This is a genomic window from Corynebacterium confusum, assembly GCF_030408715.1.
In the GTDB taxonomy this organism is placed as follows: Bacteria; Actinomycetota; Actinomycetes; order Mycobacteriales; family Mycobacteriaceae; genus Corynebacterium; species Corynebacterium confusum.
The window spans coordinates 2,346,177-2,365,143 of sequence record NZ_CP047202.1; the positions used below are offsets into that span (position 1 = coordinate 2,346,177).

Below are 18,967 nucleotides of genomic sequence, written 5' to 3' on the forward strand. Positions count from 1 at the left end.
CTCGAGTGAACCTTTTGTTTCCTCAAAGTTAACCTACCGTTAACCTTAGCAGATCGCTGGGCGATTGCAAACGATGGGCCTCAACCAAGTGTTTAGCGGGTGGGATCGCGAAAGCGCCGCCGCTTCCCTTTCGAAACGACGGCGCCCACGATGCCGCGTGCCGGCTACTTCTTTTCCGCCAGGCGCAGCCAGGTATCGACCACGGTGTCCGGGTTCAACGACAGCGAGCTAATCCCCTGCTCGACCAGCCAGTCCGCCAGATCCGGGTGGTCGCTGGGGCCTTGGCCGCAGATTCCGATGTACTTGCCCTGCTTCCGGCAGGCCTCGATGGCCCGACCCAGCAGCACCTTGACCGCCGGGTTTCGCTCGTCGAAGTCATGCGAGACCACACCCGAGTCGCGGTCCAGGCCCAGCGTGAGCTGGGTCAGGTCGTTCGAGCCGATGGAGAAGCCGTCGAAGTACTCCAGGAACTGCTCCGGGATGAGCGCGTTGGACGGAACCTCGCACATCATGATGAGCTCCAGACCGTTCTCGCCGCGGCGCAGGCCGTTGGCGGCTAGGGCCTCGGTCACCCGGCGCGCCTCATCCGGCGTGCGCACGAACGGGATCATGATCTTGACGTTTTCCAGGCCCATCTCCTCGCGCACAATCTTCATCGCCTCGCACTCCATGGCGAAGCACTCCGCGAACTCCTCGGAGACGTACCGCGAGGCGCCGCGGTAGCCCAGCATCGGGTTTTCCTCGTGCGGCTCGTAGAGGTGGCCGCCCAGCAGGTTGGCGTACTCGTTGGACTTGAAATCCGACATACGCAGAATGACCGGGTTCGGGGCGAACGCTGCCGCAATGGTGGCCACGCCCTCGGCCACGCGCTGGACGAAGAAGTCGCGCGGCGAATCATAAGCGCCGGTCAGAAGCTCCACCTCGGACTTCAGTTCCTCGTCCAAGTGGGGGTAGTCCAGCAGCGCGCGCGGGTGGATGCCGATCTGCCGGTTAACAATGAACTCCAGGCGCGCCAGGCCCACGCCGTCGTTGGGAAGGCGGGAGAAGGAGAAGGCCTGCTCCGGCGTGCCGACGTTCATCATGATCTTCGGGCCAATCTCCGGGACCTGATCGACGTCGGTCTCGGTGACCTCAAAGTCCAGCGAGCCGTCGTAGACATAGCCGGTATCGCCCTCCGCACAGGAGACGGTGACCTCGCTGCCCTCGGCCAGGACCTCGGTGGCATCGCCGGTGCCGACGACGGCCGGGATACCCAGCTCGCGGGCGATGATCGCCGCGTGACAGGTGCGGCCGCCGCGGTTGGTGACAATCGCCGAGGCGCGCTTCATGATCGGTTCCCAGTCCGGGTCCGTCATGTCCGCGACTAGGACCTCGCCCGGGTTAAAGCCGTGCATCTGCTCCAGCGAGTCGAAGACGCGCACCTTGCCGGCGCCAATCTTCTGGCCGATGGCGCGGCCCTCCGCCACGACGGTGCCGCGCTTTTCCAGGCTGAAGCTCTGCAGCACGGAGCCGCGGCGGGACTGCACGGTCTCCGGGCGGGCCTGCAGGATGTAGAGCTGGCCGTCCTCGCCGTCTAGGCCCCACTCGATGTCCATCGGGCGGCCGTAGTGGTCCTCGATGATGAGCGCCTGTCGGGCCAGCTCTTCTACCTGCTCGTCCTGCAGGGAAAAACGCGCGCGGTCGGCCTCCGGGGCGTCGACGAACTCGGTGGTGCGGCCGACGCTGGCGTCGTCGGTGTAGACCATCTTGGTCGCCTTCGCGCCCAGCGAGCGGGAGATCACCGCGCGCTTGCCGTCGCGCAAGGCCGGCTTGTAGGCGTAGAACTCGTCCGGGTTGACCGCTCCCTGGACCACGCCCTCGCCCAGGCCGTAGGCGCTGGTGACGAAGACGACTTGGTCGAAGCCGGACTCGGTGTCCATAGTGAACATGACGCCGGAGCTACCGATGTCCGAGCGCACCATCTTCTGCACGCCCGCACTCAGCGCGACCGCGTCGTGGTCGAAGCCGTGGTGGACGCGGTAGGCAATCGCACGGTCGTTGTAGAGGCTGGCGAAAACCTCGCGGATGGCCACCAGGACCGCGTCGATGCCCTGGATGTTCAGGAAGGTCTCCTGCTGGCCCGCGAAGCTGGCCTCCGGCAGGTCCTCCGCCGTGGCCGAGGAGCGCACCGCGAAGCTGGCCTTATCGCCGGACTCGGCGGCCAGTTTGTCGTAGGCAGCGCGGATATCGCGCTCGATACCCTCCGGCAGCGGGGTGTCCAGAATCTCCGCGCGGATCGCCTTGCCGGCGGCCTCCAGCTGGCGCGTATCCTCCGTGTCCAGACCCTCGAGCAGCTTCGAGATCCGCTCGTCCAGGTGCGTTTCCGTCAGGAAAGCGCGGTAGGCGTCCGCCGTGGTGGCAAAGCCGTCGGGGACGTTGACGTTGAGGCGGGCGAGGTTGGAAACCATCTCTCCCAGGGAGGCATTCTTGCCGCCCACTTGCTCGACGTCGTTCATTCCGAGTTCGGAGAACCAGCGAATATTATCGCTCATATTCAGGCATCCTTAGTATTAAACGGGGTAAGTGATGGCAAGCATTGTAGTCGCCGGGTGGGCCCGCGTGGGCGGAAATCGCAGGGGTAAAAATCACACTAGCGACCGCTCGTTATGGATAGGTGCTGCAGGATCATCGCCGACATTTCTTCAACAGATTTTGTCGAAGAATCCACGTACGGAACCCCATTAGCATTCATCATCGCTTTCGCGCTGCGCAGCTCGAAGCTGACCTGCTGGCGGGAGGCGTAGCGCGAATTCGGCCGGCGCTCGTTGCGCACTTGGCACAGGCGCTCCGTGCTGGTGACGATCCCGAAGAGTCGGTCCTGGTACTTGCGCACCGGGCGCGGCAGGGTGGTGGACTCGAAGTCCTCGTCCACCAGGGGGTAGTTCGCCGCGAACAGGCCGTGCTGCAGCGCCAGGTACATCGACGTCGGCGTCTTTCCGCAGCGCGACGGCGCCAGCAGGATGATGTCGGCCTGCTCCAGCGCGCGCAGGGACTGCCCGTCGTCGTGCTCGATGGCGAACTCGATGGCCTGCATACGGCTGTTATAGCGCTGGCTGTCGGCCAGGGTGTGCAGCTGCTTGGCCCGCCGCACGCTGGTCGTGCCCAGGGCCCGCTCGACGCTGCCCAGGTAGGCGCTCAGCAGGTCGATGACCGTGGCCTTCGAGCTCAAAATGCAGTCGCGGATCTCGTCGTCGACCGCGGTCGAAAAGACCAGCGGCGTACGCCCAGCGGCGACCTGCCTATCCAGCCGGGCCACCAGCTCGCGCGCGGCCTCCAGGCTGCCCAAAAACGGCACCGTGGTGCGCGTAAAAGTCAGGTGCGGGAACTGCACGAGCAGCGCGTTACCCATGGCCTCCGAGGTGATACCCGTCGAGTCCGAAACGAAGAAGACGGGCACCACCGGCTTGTCCTCGCCGTTGACGGGAGGGTGATTAATCGCATCCATGATGCCATCCTAGTCCCCTTGAAGAAGCCTGCGGCCCGCACTATACAGGGACATATAAGCACATTTGCATTAGAGAACCCGAACACCGGACGCTCCGAAAAAGAATTCCCCCGCCTCGACGATGCCGCCCGCGACGTCGAAGAGGCCATCGCGATCGCCAACGACTCCGACTACGGCCTGTCCAGCTCCGTGTGGTCCACCGACCTGGAGCAGGCCAGCGCCGTGGCCGCCCGTCTTAACGACGGCATGACCTTCGTCAACGAGCACGCCGTGACCGCCGCGGGCCTGCCCTTCGGCGGCATCAACCGCTCCGGCTACGGCCGCGAGCTGGCCCGCTGGGGTGTGGGCGAATTCGTCAACGAGCACCTCTACCGCGTCAGCGGGCAGGACGATGCCGGCCAGTCCCCCGCCCTCTAACCGCCGCTAGTCTCCTAGTGGCCGCGCTCCTGCTCCAACGGCTTGCCGTCGTTGAAGTAGGGCGCGATTTTGTTGTCGAACATCGACAGCGCCGAGCCGATGGCCATGTGCATGTCCAGGTACTGGTAGGTGCCTAGGCGCCCGCCGAAGAGCACCTTGTTCTCGCGGGCCTCGGCCGCGGCGAGCTTGCGGTAGGCCTCCAGCTTGCTCCGATCCTCGGGGGTGTTGATCGGGTAGTAGGGCTCGTCGCCCTTGTCGGCGAAGCGCGAGTATTCCTTCATGATGACGGTCTTGTCCTTGGGGTAGGCATCGCCGCGCTCGGGGTGGAAGTGACGGAACTCGTGGATGCGGGTGTAGTCCACGTCGGCGTCGTTGTAGTTCATCACCGGGGTGCCCTGGAAGTCGCCGGTATTCAGGACCTCCATGTCGAAGTCCAGGGTGCGCCAGCCCAGATCGCCCTCGACGTAGTCGAAGTAGCGATCCAGCGGGCCGGTGTAGACGACCGGCGCGTCCGGGTTGGCCGCGCGCAGCTCGTCGCGCACGTCGAACCAGTCGGTGTCCAGGCGCACCTCAATGAGCTCGTGGGCGGCCATGTTCTCCAGCCAGGCGGTGTAACCGTCGACCGGCAGGCCCTCGTAGGTGTCGTTGAAGTAGCGGTTATTGAAGGTGTAGCGCACCGGCAGGCGGGTGATATTCGCCGCCGGCAGGTTCTTCGGGTCGGTCTGCCACTGCTTGGCGGTGTAGTCCTTGATGAAGGCCTCGTACAGCGGGCGGCCGATGAGCGAGATCGCCTTCTCCTCGAGGTTCTTCGCTTCCTTCGGGTCGAACTCGCCGGCCTGGTCCTGGATGAGCTGGCGAGCCTCGTCGGGGCTGTAGTAGCGGCCGAAGAACTGGTTGATAAGGCCCAGGCCCATCGGGAACTGATAGGCGGTGCCGTCGTGCATGGCGAACACGCGGTGCTGGTAGTCGGTGAAGTCGGTGAACTGGTTGACGTAGTCCCACACGCGCTTGTTGGAGGTGTGAAACAGGTGGGCGCCGTACTTATGCACCTCGATGCCGGTCTCCGGCTCCCGCTCCGAGTAGGCGTTGCCGCCCAGGTGGTTGCGGCGCTCGACGATGAGCACCTTCTTGCCCAGCTGCGAGGCCGCTCGTTCCGCGATTGTCAGGCCAAAGAAGCCGGATCCAACGATAATGAGGTCATAGTCAGTCATGCCTCCTAGCCTAAAGGAGCCCCGCCGGCTCGGCAGGTCTGCCACACGGGAAAACGGCGCGCCGCACTGTTCCCACTCGTCACATTTGTCTCTCGGGTATCATTTTTCTCAATTGTTTACTATGCTTTACTGCGGACTCAGATCTGACTGATGCTTGCCGCCACCCCCTAGGCCCGGCAGGCACCACAATTTTAGGGAGAATTACCAGTGCAACTACGACGTCGACTTGTCCCCACGCAGTCGAAGTGGGCCACCCCGGTGGTGGCTATTATCGCTTCGGTGTCTGTGGTTGCTGCCGCAGTTTTTGCCGGCAACGACATCCTGAATACCCAATCTGCGGGTAACGGGCCCATCGAGACCACCACCAGCCAGGCGAACTTCGGCGACGGCGAGACCGTCGTCGTCGACGACCCGGCCATTGCCGCCCAAGGCGGCGAGGGTGGCCCCCGCGCAGTGAAGGAGTTCCACCAGGATGAGCCCTTCTCCCAGTTCGCGCTGACCTGGGAAGGCGGCGACAAGGATCTCGCAGCCTTCGTGCGCCCGCAGCTTGCCGATGGCACCTGGGGCGAGTGGTACGACGCCGAGCCGCTGGGCATCGAGACCGGCGGCACCAACGGCACAGAGCTCATCTTCATCGGCGAGACCCAGGCCGTCCAGGTCTCCGTCGGCAACGTCAACCTCGGTGCCCCGTCCGAGGAGGAAGTCGCCGAGGCCGGCGGCCAGGCCAACCCCGCCCCGTCCGCGGAAAACGACGAGGAAAAGGGCTCTGAGGCGCCGGCCAAGGAAACCACGAGCCCGCTGCCGACCAACTACGGCGATATTGCTCCCGTCGCCGAGACGGTCGACCAGTCCGCGGGCATCGATGCCGCAGATCTGAACGCCGTCTTCATCGACGGCAACGCGCAGGAAGGCGGCATCGAGCCGACTGCCTTCGCTTCCAACGGCGCACCGCAGGTGGTTTCCCGCGCCGGTTGGGGTGCCAACGAGGGCATCCGCTGCCAGGGCCCGACCTACGACGACCGCGTCAAGGCGCTGACTCTGCACCACACCGCGGGTAGCAACAACTACACCCGTGCCCAGGCAGCCGCCCAGGTCCGCGGCATCTTTAGCTACCACGCCCAGACGCTGGGCTGGTGCGACATCGGATACAACGCGCTGGTCGACAAGTATGGCACCATCTACGAGGGCCGCTACGGCGGGCTGGACAAGGCCGTCCAGGGCGCCCACGTCGGCGGCTTCAACTCGAATACCTGGGGCATTTCGATGATCGGCAACTACTCCACCGCCGAACCGACCCAGGCGATGCTCAATTCCGTCTCCGATATCGCCGGCTGGAAGGCCGCCATCTCCGGTTTCGATCCGGCCGGCAAGTCCGTCGGCCTGTACTCCGGTGGCTTCAGCGGCTCCAAGTTCGCCGCCGGCACCACCGCCAACGTGCCCGCCTTCCACGGCCACAACGACCTGCACAACACCGAGTGCCCGGGCAACAACACAAAGAAGTACTGGCCCCAGATCCGCTCCAACGCGCACAAGAAGTACGAGGCCGTCAAGAGCGGCGGCAGTTACCAGCCATCGACGCCTGCCCCGTCCACCAACAATTCGGGCAATTCCGGTAATTCCGGCAACGGCGGTAACGGGGGCGCGGGCGATACCGGCGCGCCGCTCGAATACGCCGTGGGCGGTTCCTCGATGTCGACCGCCGACATCCAGGCCGCCGCCACCATCGCCGCCGCCGTCACTGGCCTGGCGATTACCTCCGGCGCCCTGACCGTGCCGAACAAGGACCAGGAGGTCGTCGAGGGCCTGACCCTGGGCCAGGTGCCCGAGATCATCTCGAAGGTCGTCAGCTTCCTGGGCGACCCGGCGCTGCAGCAGTCGTGGGGTTCCATACTCAACGCCTTCGGTCCCCTGCTGGGCCTGCCGCAGGGCGGACTCGAGGTGCTGGATCAGGACACGTTCTACCAGCTCTTCGAGAACGGCGTCGTGCTCTCCTCGGGCGATAACTCGCAGGCCTATGCCCTGGTGGGTGAAATCGCCAAGGCCTGGTCCGAGGGCGACAATGCCCAGCAGCTGGGTATGCCGACCACGAACCAGTACTCCATCGGTGGCAAGGCCGTCCGCGTCGACTTCGAAGGTGGCTACATCACCTACGACCCGGATACCCAGCAGGTTCAGCTCCACACCAACGAGTAGCCTCCGGCAGGCACGCTGAATGGGCGTTCACGGTCTTAAAACCGTGGACGCCTCTTCGCGTGTTCTTGGTGTGTGCCGAGCCTTGTCGTCCGAACGGCCGCTGGCTTGTTTTGCCGTTGCCAAAGTGGCAGCCGGGCTGGCTGCTGGGTGGGCCGCCGGCGCGCTAGGCCGGCACGCGTTCGGGCGGTATCCACACCACCCGGCCACCAACCCTCGCCATTCGGCCCCTGCTCTGCGCCGGCCCGGGCCCGTCCTCGTTGGCCCCATTATGGTGCGGACACAACGTCGCCAGGTTCGCCGCATTCGTCGGCCCACCCGACTCCCACGACTGCAGGTGATGGACCTGGCACTCATCCGCACCGGCCAAACACTCCGGCCAAGCACACACCGGATGCTCCATCAACGCCAAGCGCCGCTGCTTCCACGAGGCCAAACGCTCATCCCGGTAACAATTAACCGGCCCGGCCACCGGGTCGAAAACCCCCACGTAGCCAACCTGCTCAAACGCCCGAGTCACCAACTCGGCACCACTGATTACCGCGCCATTGGTCAGTTGCACGGTAATATCCGCGGCATCCCTACCGCCGACCAGGTGGCCGAAATCCTGAAGGTTAAGGACCACGTTCGTGATAACCGACGCGCGCACCCCGCCGCGAGGTCTACTACCGGCACCAGCGGCAGCACCGGCACCTTCGCCAGCACCATCACCGGTGCCGTGACCGCCGGTGAAGACCGCGCGGGCATCCTCGACGGTGCGCACCTGGGCTTTAATATCGGCGACGAGGCCGGCATCGGCGATAAGACGCATCGACCACAACCCCTCAGCCGAACGCCGATAGATCACCCCTGGCTGCGGCGCCGGGGCGGGGTGGGCCTCCTGGATTTTACGCCGCGCAGTCGCGGCCATCTCCTTGGCATCAACCGGCTGGGCGGATAGTTCTTCCATGATGCGCCAGGCATCGTTTTTGTTCTTCACCCGCCGCAGCACCCCGCGCAGTACGTCGAGCACGGGCAGGCAGTGCCCGTGGCGGGCGGCATTCGCGCGCACCCGGCGCTGGCGGCCGGCGTGCCTGACCGGGCCGAAAAACACCCCTGCCAGGTCGAAGAGGCGCTCCAACTCGTCGCGGCCGGAGCCGGCGGCCGCGCGCTCGGCATCCCAATCGGCGTGCCAAGCGCCCTCCACGATCTCGATTCCGGGCTGGGTCACGGCAGCCACGAACCTAGAAAAACAATCCCCCGATGTCATGCCCCACACACTAAGGCAGACCCCACCACCCCGCAACCGGAACGGCTAGTCCTCCCAGCCCAGGGTGCGCTCGACAGCCTCGTTCCAGCGGGAAAAGAGCTGGTCGCGGGTGCCGGCATCCATCTGCGGCTCCCAGCAGGTATCCACGTGCACCAGCGATTCGAGCTCGTCCAAGCTCGACCACGTCCCGCAGCCCAGGCCGGCGGCGAAGGCGGCACCCAGCGCGGTGGTTTCAATTTCCTGTGGCCGCACCACGGTCGCGCCGAGGATGTCGGACTGCAGCTGCATCAGCAGCTCGTTTTCCACCATCCCGCCGTCTACGCGCAGCTCCTCGATGTCCACCCCGGAGTCTTGGACCATTGCCTCGACGACCTCGCGGGTCTGGAAACACGTCGCCTCCAAGGCGGCGCGGGTGATGTGGGTCCGGTCGGCGAAACGGGTAAGCCCCACGATGACGCCGCGTGCATCGGGGCGCCAGCGCGGCGCGAACAGCCCTGAAAACGCCGGCACGATGTAGACCCCGCCGTTATCGTCGGCCGCGATCTCCTCCGAGCTGGCGGCGTCCGGGATGATCCCTAGCTGGTCCCTCAGCCACTGGATGAGCGAGCCGCCCACAGCGACCGAGCCCTCCAGCGCGTAGACCGGGTCGCTGCCCGCGCACTGGTAGGCCACGGTGGTCAGCATGCCGTGCTGGGAGTATTTGCGCTCCGCACCGGTATTGAGCAGCAAAAATAGCCCCGTCCCGTAGGTGTTTTTCGCGTGCCCGGCGGAAAACCCGGCCTGCCCGAACAGGGCGGATTGCTGGTCCCCCAGCACGCCCGTAATGGGCACGTCCATGAGCGTGCCGCGGTGGCGAACGGTACCGAAATCCCCGATGGAGGCCCGGATCTCCGGCAGGATGCACCGCGGCACGCCGATGGCCTCGCACAGCTCGTCGTCCCAGTCCAGGGTGTCTAAATCCATGAGCAGGGTGCGCGAGGCGTTGGTCACGTCGGTCGCGTGCACGCGCCCGGCGGTCAGGTTCCACAGCAACCAGCTATCGATGGTCCCGGCCAACAGCTCGCCCGCCTCGGCCCGCTCGCGCGCCCCGTCGACGTGGTCCAGAATCCACGCGATCTTCGGCCCGGCCGGGTAGGAGTTGGCCAGCACGCCGGTCTTGCGCAGCCACTTGTCGGGATCGTCGAAGCGGTTGGCGGTGCGGGTGTCCTGCCAGACGATGGCCCGGTAAATGGGCTGGCCGGTCTCCTTCTCCCAAACCACGGCGGTTTCGCGCTGGTTGGTGATCCCCAGGGCATCGATGTCGCTGGCGGCGATGTCGACGTCGACCAGCGCCGCCGAAACCGCCCGGCGCGTGTTCCGCCAGATCTCCCGGGCATCGTGCTCGACCCAGCCTTGCTGGGGCATCAGCTGCCGATGCTCGTACTGCGCCGACCCACAAATCTTGCCGTTGACGTCCACGATGACGCACCGGGTGGAGGTGGTCCCTTGGTCAATGGCGGCGATATACGTCATGGGCTAGAACCACCTTTCCAGTACGCGGGCAACACCCGCCTGACCGTTGGTTTCGGTAACGATGTCGGCGGCTTCTTTGACGTCGTCGTGCGCGTTGCCCATGGCCACCCCGCAGCCGGCCCAGCGCAACATCTCGATGTCGTTGGGCATATCCCCGAAGGCGATGACCTCGCTGGCCGCCACTCCGTAGTGTTCGGCCAGGTAGGACACGCCGCGTTCCTTGGTCACGCCGGGGGCGGCGATTTCGAGGAGCCCATCGGGCATGGAATAGGTGACGTGGGCGTCGGTGGCATCGACAAGCGGGGCCAGGCGGGCGTACATCTGCGCCGAGGTCATGTCCAGGTTGCGGACGATGAGCTTGACCGCGGGCTCGGCGACGACCTCGGCGCGGTCGACCACGCCGAAGCCGGGGTAGTCGGTGCGGGCGGCAAACGGGGCGTCGACGACGTACATGTCTTCGGTCGGATCGGCCGCCGAGGTCCCGGCGCGCTCGGCGGCCACGGCGATAGATCCCAGCACCTCCTCGGCGCACTCGACGATGCCCGCCATCACCGCCGGCGCCAATTCCTCGGCGCGTACGACGCGGTCGGCCAGGGAGTCGTAGACCACCGCGCCGTTGGAGGTCACGCACAACGGCCGGACGGGCAGTTGCTCGAGGACCGGCGCTATCCAGCGGTAGGGCCGGCCGGTGGCCAGGGCGAAGTGGGCGCCGGACTCGATGGCGCGGACCACGACGTCGCGGGTGCGGGCGGTCACCCGGTGCGCGGGATCGATGAAGGTGCCGTCAATGTCGCTGGCGATAAAATGCGGGGCGGAGATCACAACTAGGCCTGCTCTTTGCGGCCTAGGCGGGACAGCCGCCGCAGCTGTCGGTTGGCTTTCTTGGCCAGCTTGTCGTCGGCCTTGCGCAGCTCCTTGGCGGTTTTGCGCTCGGCCTTCTGCTTGCGCTTGCGGGCCTTTTCGGCCTTGTCCGCGGCGTCCATGCGGTCGGCTTCGGCCAGGGTGGGCGCGACCCCGCCGTTAGCGGCCGGACGCCACGCCAGGCCGTCCTCGAAGGGGCCGTGGTCGCGGTCGTAGTCCGCGCGCACCTGGTCCAGCAGGGCCTGCATGGCGGATTTGAGCCGGTCCATGTCGGCGGCGACGTCGCCGGTGACCTCGATGGGCGCGCCGACCTTGACGTGCACCGGCAGGTGGTTGCGGCCCAGGTTCTTCTTCCCGCCCTTGGTCCAGATGCGCTGGGAGCCCCAGCAGATCATCGGGATCAGCGGAACCTCGGCGGCCGCGGCGATGCGGGCCGCGCCGTTTTTGAACTCCTTGAGTTCGAACGAGCGCGAGATGGTCGCCTCCGGGAAGATGCCGACCAGGTGTCCGGCGTTGAGGCGCTCGACGGCGGCATCGACGGCACCGGCGCCGCGGGCGCGGTCGACGGGCACGTGCTTCATCCCGCGTATGAAACGCCCCACGACGGGTACGTCGAAGATTTCCTTCTTCGCCATAAACCGCACCAGGCGGCGTCCGCGCAGGTGGGCCGGCATGGATCCGAAGATGAAATCGTAGTAGCCGGTGTGGTTCATCGCCAGCAGGGCGCCGCCGTAGGCCGGGATGTTTTCCATCCCTTCCACGGTGGTGACTACGCCCTGCCAGTGCAGGACGTGGCGGCCTAGGCTGACGATGCCCTGGTACATCGCCTCCGCGGCTTCGGCGTGCAGCCGCGTGTGCTCGGTGCCTTCCGGGATCCGGAACATCCCGGAGCGCAGCTCATACTTGGTCATCGGGTGGCGTCTTTCCGGGACTTTACTTCTTGGGCTCGAGAACGTCCTTGCCCACAAACGGGCGCAGGGCCTCGGGCACGACGACGGAGCCGTCGGCCTGCTGGTGGTTTTCCAGGATGGCCACGAGCCAGCGGGTGGTAGCCAACGTGCCGTTGAGCGTCGCGGCGATGCGAGCCTTACCACTGTCGTCGCGGTAGCGGGTCTGCAGGCGACGGCCCTGGAAGGTGGTGCAGTTCGAGGTCGAGGTCAGCTCGCGGAAGGTGTCCTGGGTGGGGATCCAGGCCTCGGTGTCGAACTTGCGGGCGGCCGAGGAGCCCAGGTCGCCGCCGGCGACGTCGATGATGCGGTAGGGCACCTCGACGGCCGCGAGCATCTCGCGCTCCATGTTCAGCAGTTTCTGATGCTGCTGCTCAGCCTCTTCCGGCTTGCAGTAGACGAACATCTCCAGCTTGTCGAACTGGTGCACGCGCAGGATGCCGCGGGTGTCCTTGCCGTAGGAGCCGGCCTCGCGGCGGAAGCAGGACGACCAGCCGGCGTAGCGGATGGGGCCGTCGGAAAGGTCAATGATTTCGTCCTTGTGGTAGCCGGCCAGGGCCACCTCGGAGGTGCCGACCAGGTAGAGATCGTCGCGCTCGAGGTAATAGATCTCGTCCGAGTGCGCGCCCAAAAAGCCGGTGCCGGCCATGATTTCGGGGCGGACCAGAACCGGCGGGATCATCAGCTGGAAGCCGTGCTCGCGGGCCTTCTGGGCCGCCAGCATCATCATACCCAGCTGCAGGAAGGCGCCGTCGCCGGTGAGGTAGTAGAAGCGGGCGCCGCCGACCTTGGTGCCGCGGGTGGTGTCGATGAGCCCGAGGGACTCGCCCAGGTCCAGGTGATCTTTGGGCTCGAAGTCGAAGGTCGGGACCTCGCCGACGTGTTCGAGCACCACGAAGTCGTCCTCGCCGCCGGCGGGAGCGCCCTCGACGACGTTGGACAGCTGGTACTGCAGCTCGTTGACCTTCTCCTCGGCCGCCTTCTGCTCGTCTTCGGCGGCCTTGACCTTGGCCTTGAGCTCGTTGGAGCCTTCCAGCAGCGCGGGGCGCTCCTCCGGGGAAGCCTGGCCGATCTTCTTGCCGAAGGCCTTTTGCTCGGAGCGCAGGTCATCGGCCCGGGAGATGGCGGAGCGGCGGCGCTCGTCGGCGGCCAGGAGGGCATCGACAAGCGCGGGATCCTCACCTCGGGTGACCTGAGAGGCACGGACGACGTCTGGGTTTTCGCGGAGGAATTTTAGATCAATCACGCATTTAATCCTACCCCACGACCCTATGGTTTGTATCCCCAACTCGACACCAAAATCCCATTTGCTTGCGGTGGTCATAACCAGGGCCTTACGATGGGAAATATGACCAGCCATCCGCACCTGCCACCGCGGAACATCGTGGACGGGCCCATCCCCAAGCACGCGCAGCTGCGCGACATCCTGGACGAGGTCTGCCGGACCACACTGAAACCGGGGGATTTGCTCCCCGGCGAGCGCCTGCTCGAGGAGACCTACGGGGTCTCGCGCATCACCGTGCGGCGGGCCATCGGCGACCTGGTGGCCGCCGGCCGGCTTCGCCGCGTCCGCGGCAAGGGCACCTTCGTCGCCCCCAACCCGCTGGTCTCCCGGCTGCACCTGGCGTCCTTTTCCGACGAGATGGGCGCCCAGGACGTGACGGCCTCGTCGAAGATCCTGCTGTCCGGGCGCACCGCCGCCCCCGATGAGGTGGCCGAGTTCTTCGGCACCGAGCCACACGTGCCACACACCCACCTTCGCCGCCTGCGGCTGGGCGACGGCGAGCCCTATTCCATCGACGACGGCTGGTACAACGCGGCCTACGTGCCCAACCTGCTGGAAAACGACGTCTATAACTCCGTCTACAACATCCTCGACACCGACTTCGACGTCCCCATCACCGAGGCCGACCAGACCGTCACCGCCATTGCCGCCGATGCCGAGGTCGCCGACCTCCTCGAAGTCGATCTCGGCACCCCGCTGCTACACATCATCCGGCAGTCGCGCTCGCGGGATAAGCCCGTCGAGTGGTGTTCCTCGGTCTACCGCACCGACCGCTATCGGCTTACCACCCGCGTGGTCCGTGCGCTCGAACCTTAACGGGAAGGTAAACTGGCAATCCTTATGAGCACTGTGAAGACTTGGCGTTCCGCCGCCGCCATCCAGATCGCGCTGTGCGCTGCGCTCATCGCGGCGGTTTTCGTGGGCTCCTACGAGGTCGTTAGCAATTCCCAGGACTCTGCGTCCCAGGCCGGTGGCGGCGGGACCGGCGGCGAGGCCGGCTCCGAAACCGCGGGCCCCGCCCCGACCTTTACTACCGCCGACAAGGGCTCCTGCGTGACGTGGAACTTCAGCGGCTCCGGCGAGGTCACCAACTTCGAGCAGACCGACTGCGGCGAGGAGCACCGCTTCGAGGTCGCCTCCCGCGAGGACCTGAGCATCTACCCCACCAGCGAGTTCGGTGAGTCGGCCCCGCGGCCCGACATCGAGCGCCAGGCCAAGCTGCGCGAGGAGCTCTGCCACGGCGCCGTGCTGCAATACTTGGACGGCCAGTACGACCCGTCCGGGCGTTTTTCCATCGCCCCCATCCTGCCGCCGAAGGCCGCGTGGGACGAGGGCGACCGCACCATGCTCTGCGGCCTGCAGACCACCGACGAGCGGGGCACCCCGCTGGAGACCAAGGGCAAGGTCGCCGAGGTGGATCAGGCCAACATCGCTAAGCCGGGCGAGTGCCGCTACATCGACGACAACCAGGTGCTGCACACCGTCGACTGCGCGGATCCGCACCAGCTGGAGACCACCCAGATCGTGGACCTGTCGTCCCAGTTCTCGGACTCCTACCCCGCCGACGAGGACCAGAACAGCTTCCTCGAAAAGACCTGCACCGATGCCGCCATCGAGTACCTGGGCAGCGAGGAGGCCCTCTACCAGTCCACACTGCAGCCGTACTGGGGCTCCATCTCGGAGGCCTCCTGGAACGGCGGGACGTCTTCGGTTAACTGCGCGCTGATGCACCCCAATGACCAGGCCGGGTTCTCGGAGATCACCGGTTCCGCCCGCGACGGCCGCGACGCCTTGCTCATCGATGGCCAGCCGCCCAAGGAGCAGCCCAAGCGCAATCCGCGCCGCGAGGACGCCGGCGCCTCCACCCCGGCACCGGCGCCGGCGCAGTAAAAGCTGGAAGAATGTACGCCGTCAGCGAGGAGCGCTTCGACGAGCTAGTCGACGACGCGCTGGATAAAATCCCCGAGGAATTCGCGCGTCGCATGCGCAACCTGGTCATCCTCGTGCGCGATTACCACGAGGACGACCCCTACACGCTGGGCCTCTACGAGGGTGTGGCCCTGACCGAGCGCACCCACGACCACACCGGCTTCCTTCCGGACGCCATCTTCATCTACCGCGGCGCGCTCCAGGACTACTGCAACAGCGAGGAAGAACTAGCCCACGAGGTGGAGGTCACTGTCTTCCACGAGCTGGGCCATTATTTCGGCATCGAGGAAGAAGACCTCCACCGCCTCGGCTGGGGCTAGACCAGGTCGGTGTCCGCCCACTGGGTGGCGGTCCAGTGGCCGAAGTCCTCGCCGCGCGGCTCGAGGACGGTGTAACGGCAGTTCGGTAGGTAGCCGGTGAAGGCGAAATCGGCATCGATGCCGGCGGCGTGCCGGGTCATCACGCGGATGGCCGCGCCGTGGGAGACGACGATGGCGTCTTTTTCGGCGCCTGCGGATTCGGCATCGGCGAGCTGGGCGGCCAGGTCCTCGAGGACTGGGCGGTAGCGGCCGTCGACGTCCGGGTAGGTCTCGCCGCTGGGCAGGCAGGCCGCGGGATCGCCGTCGATCCAGCCGCGCAGGGCGACCTGGAAGCTGCGGTGGGCGTCCTCACTGTTGTCCATCTCGAAGTCGCCGACGAAGATCTCGTGCAGGCCAGGCACCACGTCCACGGCGATGGAGAACTCGGGCAGGTCGGCCTCCACCTCAAAGGCGCGCATGGCCAGCTGCGCGGTCTGCTGGGCGCGCAGAGCCACGGAGCAATACACCGGCCCCAGGCGTTCCGCGCCGACGATGCCCGCCAGCTCCCGGCCGGCGTCCTGGGCCTGGTAGCGGCCCCGTTCGGACAGCTCCGCGCCCGGCGGGCGGGTGTCGAGGCGCCGGTTGATATTAGATAAGGTCTGGCCGTGCCGAAGCAGGATGATTCTACCGCTCATACCTGCCTACTTTAGGGTCTTATGCCCCGGTTTGCAGGGCGCGGACCCAGGCATCGGCGGCGGTGAGATCCGGCATCGTGGGCGCGGGGCATCGGCCTGCCCGGCGGGCCAGGATCCCAGGAAGACGATCTTCTCGCAGCGCAACCACAACGCGCGCAGGGCCTCGGCGACGGGGCGGTCGTCGATGTGGCCGTACAGGTCCACGTAGAAGCGGTACGTGCCCATCTTCCGGCGGGTCGGCCGCGACTCGATGCGTGTCATGTCCACCCCGCGGTGTGCGAACTCCTGCAGGGCGCCAACCAGGGTGCCGGGCCGGTTGGGCAGGGTGAAAATGACGCTGGTCCGGTCGTGCCCGGTGCGCGGGGCCGGCCGCCCCGGCGGGCCAACCAACACGAAGCGGGTGGCGGCCCCGGCCACGTCTGCGACCTCGGCAGCGTGGGTGTGCAGGCCGAAGAGCTCGGCGGCCCGGGCGGGCACGGCCGCGCAGTCGACGTCGCCGGCGGCCACGGCCTGCGCCGCCGCGGCGTTCGAGCTCGCGGGCTGGAAGTCCACCTCCGGCAGGTTCTCGCGCAGCCAGCCGCGCACCTGCCGGTAGGCCACCAGGTGGGTGCTAAACGTGCGGCACGCGGCCAGCTCCACCCCGGGCCGCGTCACGATGGAAAAGACCACCGGGATGTCGACCTCGCGGTAGATCTGCAGCGGGGAGCCCTCGACGACGGCATCGAAGGTCGCGGTCACCGCGCCGTCCACGGAATTCTCGATGGCCACGCAGGCGCGCTCGGCCCCGCCGGTGCGGACTAAGGCGCAGGCGGCGTGGGGGGAATCAACGGCGACCGGCTCGACCTCGCTGCCGGCCGTGAGCTCGCCCAGCGCGGCCTCGGTAAAGGTACCCGCCGGTCCTAGGAATGCAACCTTCATCGTCATGCGCTCTAGCCTAGCCGGTTAGGCTGTAGACCTATGGAATTCTCCCACGCGCAATTAGCCGCGGACCTGGCCGGGCTCGGCCCCCGCGAGCACGGCTTTACCTATATCGACCACGAGCGCCTCGCCCACCCGCAGCAGCTGCGCCCCGGTCGGTTGAGCGGCTGGGTGTTAAGCGCGAAGGACCTCAACGACGTGGCCGGGATGCCCACTACGCTCGGCTCGGCCAAGCGCACCTACCTGGCCGCCGAGACCGATCCCTTCATCGCGGAGCTGGAGGCGGCCGGCGCCGACATCGTGGGCAAGTCCGCCGCTCCGGAGCTGGGGCTGCGCGTGGATACGGAGCCGGTGGACCTGCCGCACCCGGACAACCCCCGCTACCCCGGCTGCACCCCGGGCGGGTCCTCCGGCGGGGCGGCCATCCAGGTCGCCCGCGGGCTGGTGCGTGCGGCCCAGGCCAGCGACGGCGGCGGGTCTATCCGCGTGCCGGCCGCCGCGTGCGGGGCCGTCGGCTTCAAGCAGTCCGGCACGGAGCTGGGCGTGCCCGGTTTTATCACCCGCTCGGTCGCCGATACCGCCCTGCTCCACGACCTGCCGCTGAAAACGCCCGGCCGCTGGCGCGTCGGCGTGCTGACCCAGCCGCTGTTCGCCGGCGTGCGGGTAGCCGACCACATCCTGCGCGCGGTCGCCGAGGCGGCCGCAGCACTCAAGGCCGCCGGCTTTGAGCTCATCGAGGTCTCGCCCTACCCGCATTCGGAGGAGACCTTCGCCGCCTTTACCCGCATCTTCTCCTCCCGGATGGCGGGCCTGGGCCCGCAGGAGGGCTACGCCGAGTGGATCCGCCAGCTGGGGCGCGGCTTCAGCGACGCGGAGGTCGACCGCGCCCACCAACACGCCGCCCAGCTGCCGCAGCTGTTGTCCGGCTACTGGGCCGTCGATGTCCTGCTCACGCCCATGCTGGCCTTCGATCCGCCGCGCATCGGCGCGTTTAACCGCCTGCCGCACGCGGAGAATTTCGCGGAGCAGACCCGCTGGTCGCCGTGGGGTTCACTGTTTAACGTCGCGCACCTGCCGGCGATTAGCCTGCCCTGGCAGGTGCCCAACCACCCGCCCGTCGGCGTGCAGCTCGGCGGCATCACGCTTGCCGATGCCGAACTCCTCGCCCTAGCCCACCTCCTCCACCCATGACGCCGCCACTGACGACGCCGGCGGCCACCGCCCGGCGCGCGCTGGTGGCCGAGGTCATCATCGTCTTGGCGCTGTCTTTTGGTGTCTCCGGCGTGCGCTCGCTGCTGCGCCTGGTGGATTCGCTGCTGGATCCGGCGCCGCTTTCCGGGCAGTCGGTGACGCTGAATTCCTCCCAGTCCGTCATCGCGTGGCTCGACGTCGGCCTGCAGCTGTGCTCGGCCGGCGTGCTCTTTGCCTACGGCGCCCTAGCGCTCTACCTGCTGCGGGTGGGCCCGGCGCCGGTGCGGCGGGCATCGCTGAGCGTAGGCGGGGATAGTCTGCGCGGGGCGGGGCTGGCCGCGCTGATTGGCCTGCCGGGCCTGGCCCTCTACGTCGCGGCGGTGCACCTAGGGCTGTCCAAGGTGATCGTGCCCGCGGAGTTTTCCCACCCGCTGGTGGAAGCCCCGGTACTACTGCTGTGGTCGGCGGCGAACGCCTTCGGCGAGGAAATCGTCGTGGTGGCCTGGCTGATGACCCGGCTGAAACAGCTGGGCTGGAAGCTGCCCGCCGTGCTGGCCGCGACTTCTATTCTGCGCGGTTCCTACCACCTCTACCAGGGGATTTCCGCCGGTTTCGGCAACCTGATCATGGGCGTGGTCTTTGGGTACTATTACCACCGCACCGGCAAGGTTGCACCCCTTGTCATCGCGCATTTTCTCATCGATGCCGTAGCGTTTATCGGCTATTCCCTACTCGGGGATCCGTCGCTTTTCGGTTTGTTGGGCTAGGTCTGGGGGCGG

Annotated in this window: 15 protein-coding genes and 2 pseudogenes; 7 read left to right on the forward strand and 10 right to left on the reverse strand. The window is 66.8% G+C overall.

The genetic code is table 11. The features are described 5' to 3' along the window. Positions 1-164: 164 nt before the first annotated feature. Positions 165-2,531 (reverse strand): phosphoenolpyruvate synthase, encoded by a 2,367-nt coding sequence (ppsA, locus tag CCONF_RS10815; RefSeq protein WP_290223628.1) that lies wholly within the window; start codon positions 2,529-2,531, stop codon positions 165-167. A 98-nt stretch (positions 2,532-2,629) separates the two neighbouring features. Next, on the reverse strand, positions 2,630-3,484 hold the full coding sequence (locus CCONF_RS10820; RefSeq protein WP_290223630.1) for a pyruvate, water dikinase regulatory protein: 855 nt from the start codon (positions 3,482-3,484) through the stop codon (positions 2,630-2,632). A gap of 126 nt (positions 3,485-3,610) precedes the next feature. On the opposite strand from CCONF_RS10820, the pseudogene CCONF_RS10825 reads away from it, so the two are divergent. Beyond that, positions 3,611-3,901 (forward strand): annotated as a pseudogene (locus CCONF_RS10825) (aldehyde dehydrogenase family protein); the annotation flags it as partial. Between the two features lie 14 nt (positions 3,902-3,915). On the opposite strand, the gene glf reads toward CCONF_RS10825, so the two are convergent. Then, a complete protein-coding gene (glf, locus tag CCONF_RS10830) occupies positions 3,916-5,112 on the reverse strand; it encodes a UDP-galactopyranose mutase (protein WP_290223632.1) in 1,197 nt (398 codons plus the stop codon). A gap of 279 nt (positions 5,113-5,391) precedes the next feature. On the opposite strand from glf, the gene CCONF_RS10835 reads away from it, so the two are divergent. Beyond that, positions 5,392-7,305, forward strand: a complete 1,914-nt coding sequence (locus CCONF_RS10835) for an N-acetylmuramoyl-L-alanine amidase (RefSeq protein WP_290223634.1) — start codon at positions 5,392-5,394, stop codon at positions 7,303-7,305. Positions 7,306-7,468: 163 nt separating this feature from the next. On the opposite strand, the gene CCONF_RS10840 is transcribed toward CCONF_RS10835, so the two are convergent. From CCONF_RS10840 to serS, 5 genes are all read right to left on the reverse strand, one after another. Continuing rightward, entirely contained in the window at positions 7,469-8,512 is a 1,044-nt protein-coding gene (locus CCONF_RS10840) for an HNH endonuclease signature motif containing protein (RefSeq protein WP_290223637.1), read from the reverse strand. An 84-nt stretch (positions 8,513-8,596) separates the two neighbouring features. Next, positions 8,597-10,063, reverse strand: a complete 1,467-nt coding sequence (gene glpK / locus CCONF_RS10845; protein WP_290223639.1) for a glycerol kinase GlpK — start codon at positions 10,061-10,063, stop codon at positions 8,597-8,599. Between the two features lie 3 nt (positions 10,064-10,066). Further along, positions 10,067-10,882, reverse strand: coding sequence for a Cof-type HAD-IIB family hydrolase (locus CCONF_RS10850; RefSeq protein ID WP_290226392.1), 816 nt, complete (start codon positions 10,880-10,882; stop codon positions 10,067-10,069). 5 nt (positions 10,883-10,887) lie between these two features. Next, positions 10,888-11,835 carry a lysophospholipid acyltransferase family protein gene (locus CCONF_RS10855; protein ID WP_290223641.1) on the reverse strand — a complete coding sequence of 316 codons (948 nt, stop codon included), beginning with the start codon at positions 11,833-11,835 and terminating at the stop codon, positions 10,888-10,890. 22 nt (positions 11,836-11,857) lie between these two features. Then, on the reverse strand, positions 11,858-13,117 hold the full coding sequence (serS, locus tag CCONF_RS10860; RefSeq protein WP_290223643.1) for a serine--tRNA ligase: 1,260 nt from the start codon (positions 13,115-13,117) through the stop codon (positions 11,858-11,860). Between the two features lie 102 nt (positions 13,118-13,219). Here serS and CCONF_RS10865 point away from each other — a divergent pair, with 102 nt between their 5' ends. From CCONF_RS10865 to CCONF_RS10875, 3 genes are read left to right on the forward strand one after another with little or no spacing between them, the layout of a single operon-like run. Continuing rightward, positions 13,220-13,972, forward strand: coding sequence for a GntR family transcriptional regulator (locus CCONF_RS10865; RefSeq protein WP_290223645.1), 753 nt, complete (start codon positions 13,220-13,222; stop codon positions 13,970-13,972). A gap of 24 nt (positions 13,973-13,996) precedes the next feature. Then, positions 13,997-15,046 (forward strand): septum formation family protein, encoded by a 1,050-nt coding sequence (locus CCONF_RS10870; RefSeq protein ID WP_290223647.1) that lies wholly within the window; start codon positions 13,997-13,999, stop codon positions 15,044-15,046. Positions 15,047-15,057: 11 nt separating this feature from the next. Next, positions 15,058-15,405 (forward strand): metallopeptidase family protein, encoded by a 348-nt coding sequence (locus CCONF_RS10875; RefSeq protein WP_290223649.1) that lies wholly within the window; start codon positions 15,058-15,060, stop codon positions 15,403-15,405. On the opposite strand, the gene CCONF_RS10880 is transcribed toward CCONF_RS10875, so the two are convergent. Beyond that, positions 15,402-16,079, reverse strand: coding sequence for a histidine phosphatase family protein (locus tag CCONF_RS10880; RefSeq protein ID WP_290223651.1), 678 nt, complete (start codon positions 16,077-16,079; stop codon positions 15,402-15,404). The genes CCONF_RS10875 and CCONF_RS10880 overlap by 4 nt on opposite strands. Before the next feature lie 19 nt (positions 16,080-16,098). Next, a pseudogene (pheA, locus tag CCONF_RS10885) lies at positions 16,099-17,003 on the reverse strand (prephenate dehydratase). Positions 17,004-17,036: 33 nt separating this feature from the next. On the opposite strand from pheA, the gene CCONF_RS10890 reads away from it, so the two are divergent. Both CCONF_RS10890 and CCONF_RS10895 read left to right on the forward strand, forming a co-directional pair. Beyond that, positions 17,037-18,188: an amidase gene (locus CCONF_RS10890; protein WP_290223656.1), complete on the forward strand. Its 1,152-nt coding sequence runs from the start codon at positions 17,037-17,039 to the stop codon at positions 18,186-18,188. After that, on the forward strand, positions 18,185-18,955 hold the full coding sequence (locus CCONF_RS10895) for a CPBP family intramembrane glutamic endopeptidase (protein ID WP_290223659.1): 771 nt from the start codon (positions 18,185-18,187) through the stop codon (positions 18,953-18,955). Before CCONF_RS10890 ends, CCONF_RS10895 begins: the two co-directional genes overlap by 4 nt. Positions 18,956-18,967: the final 12 nt, after the last annotated feature.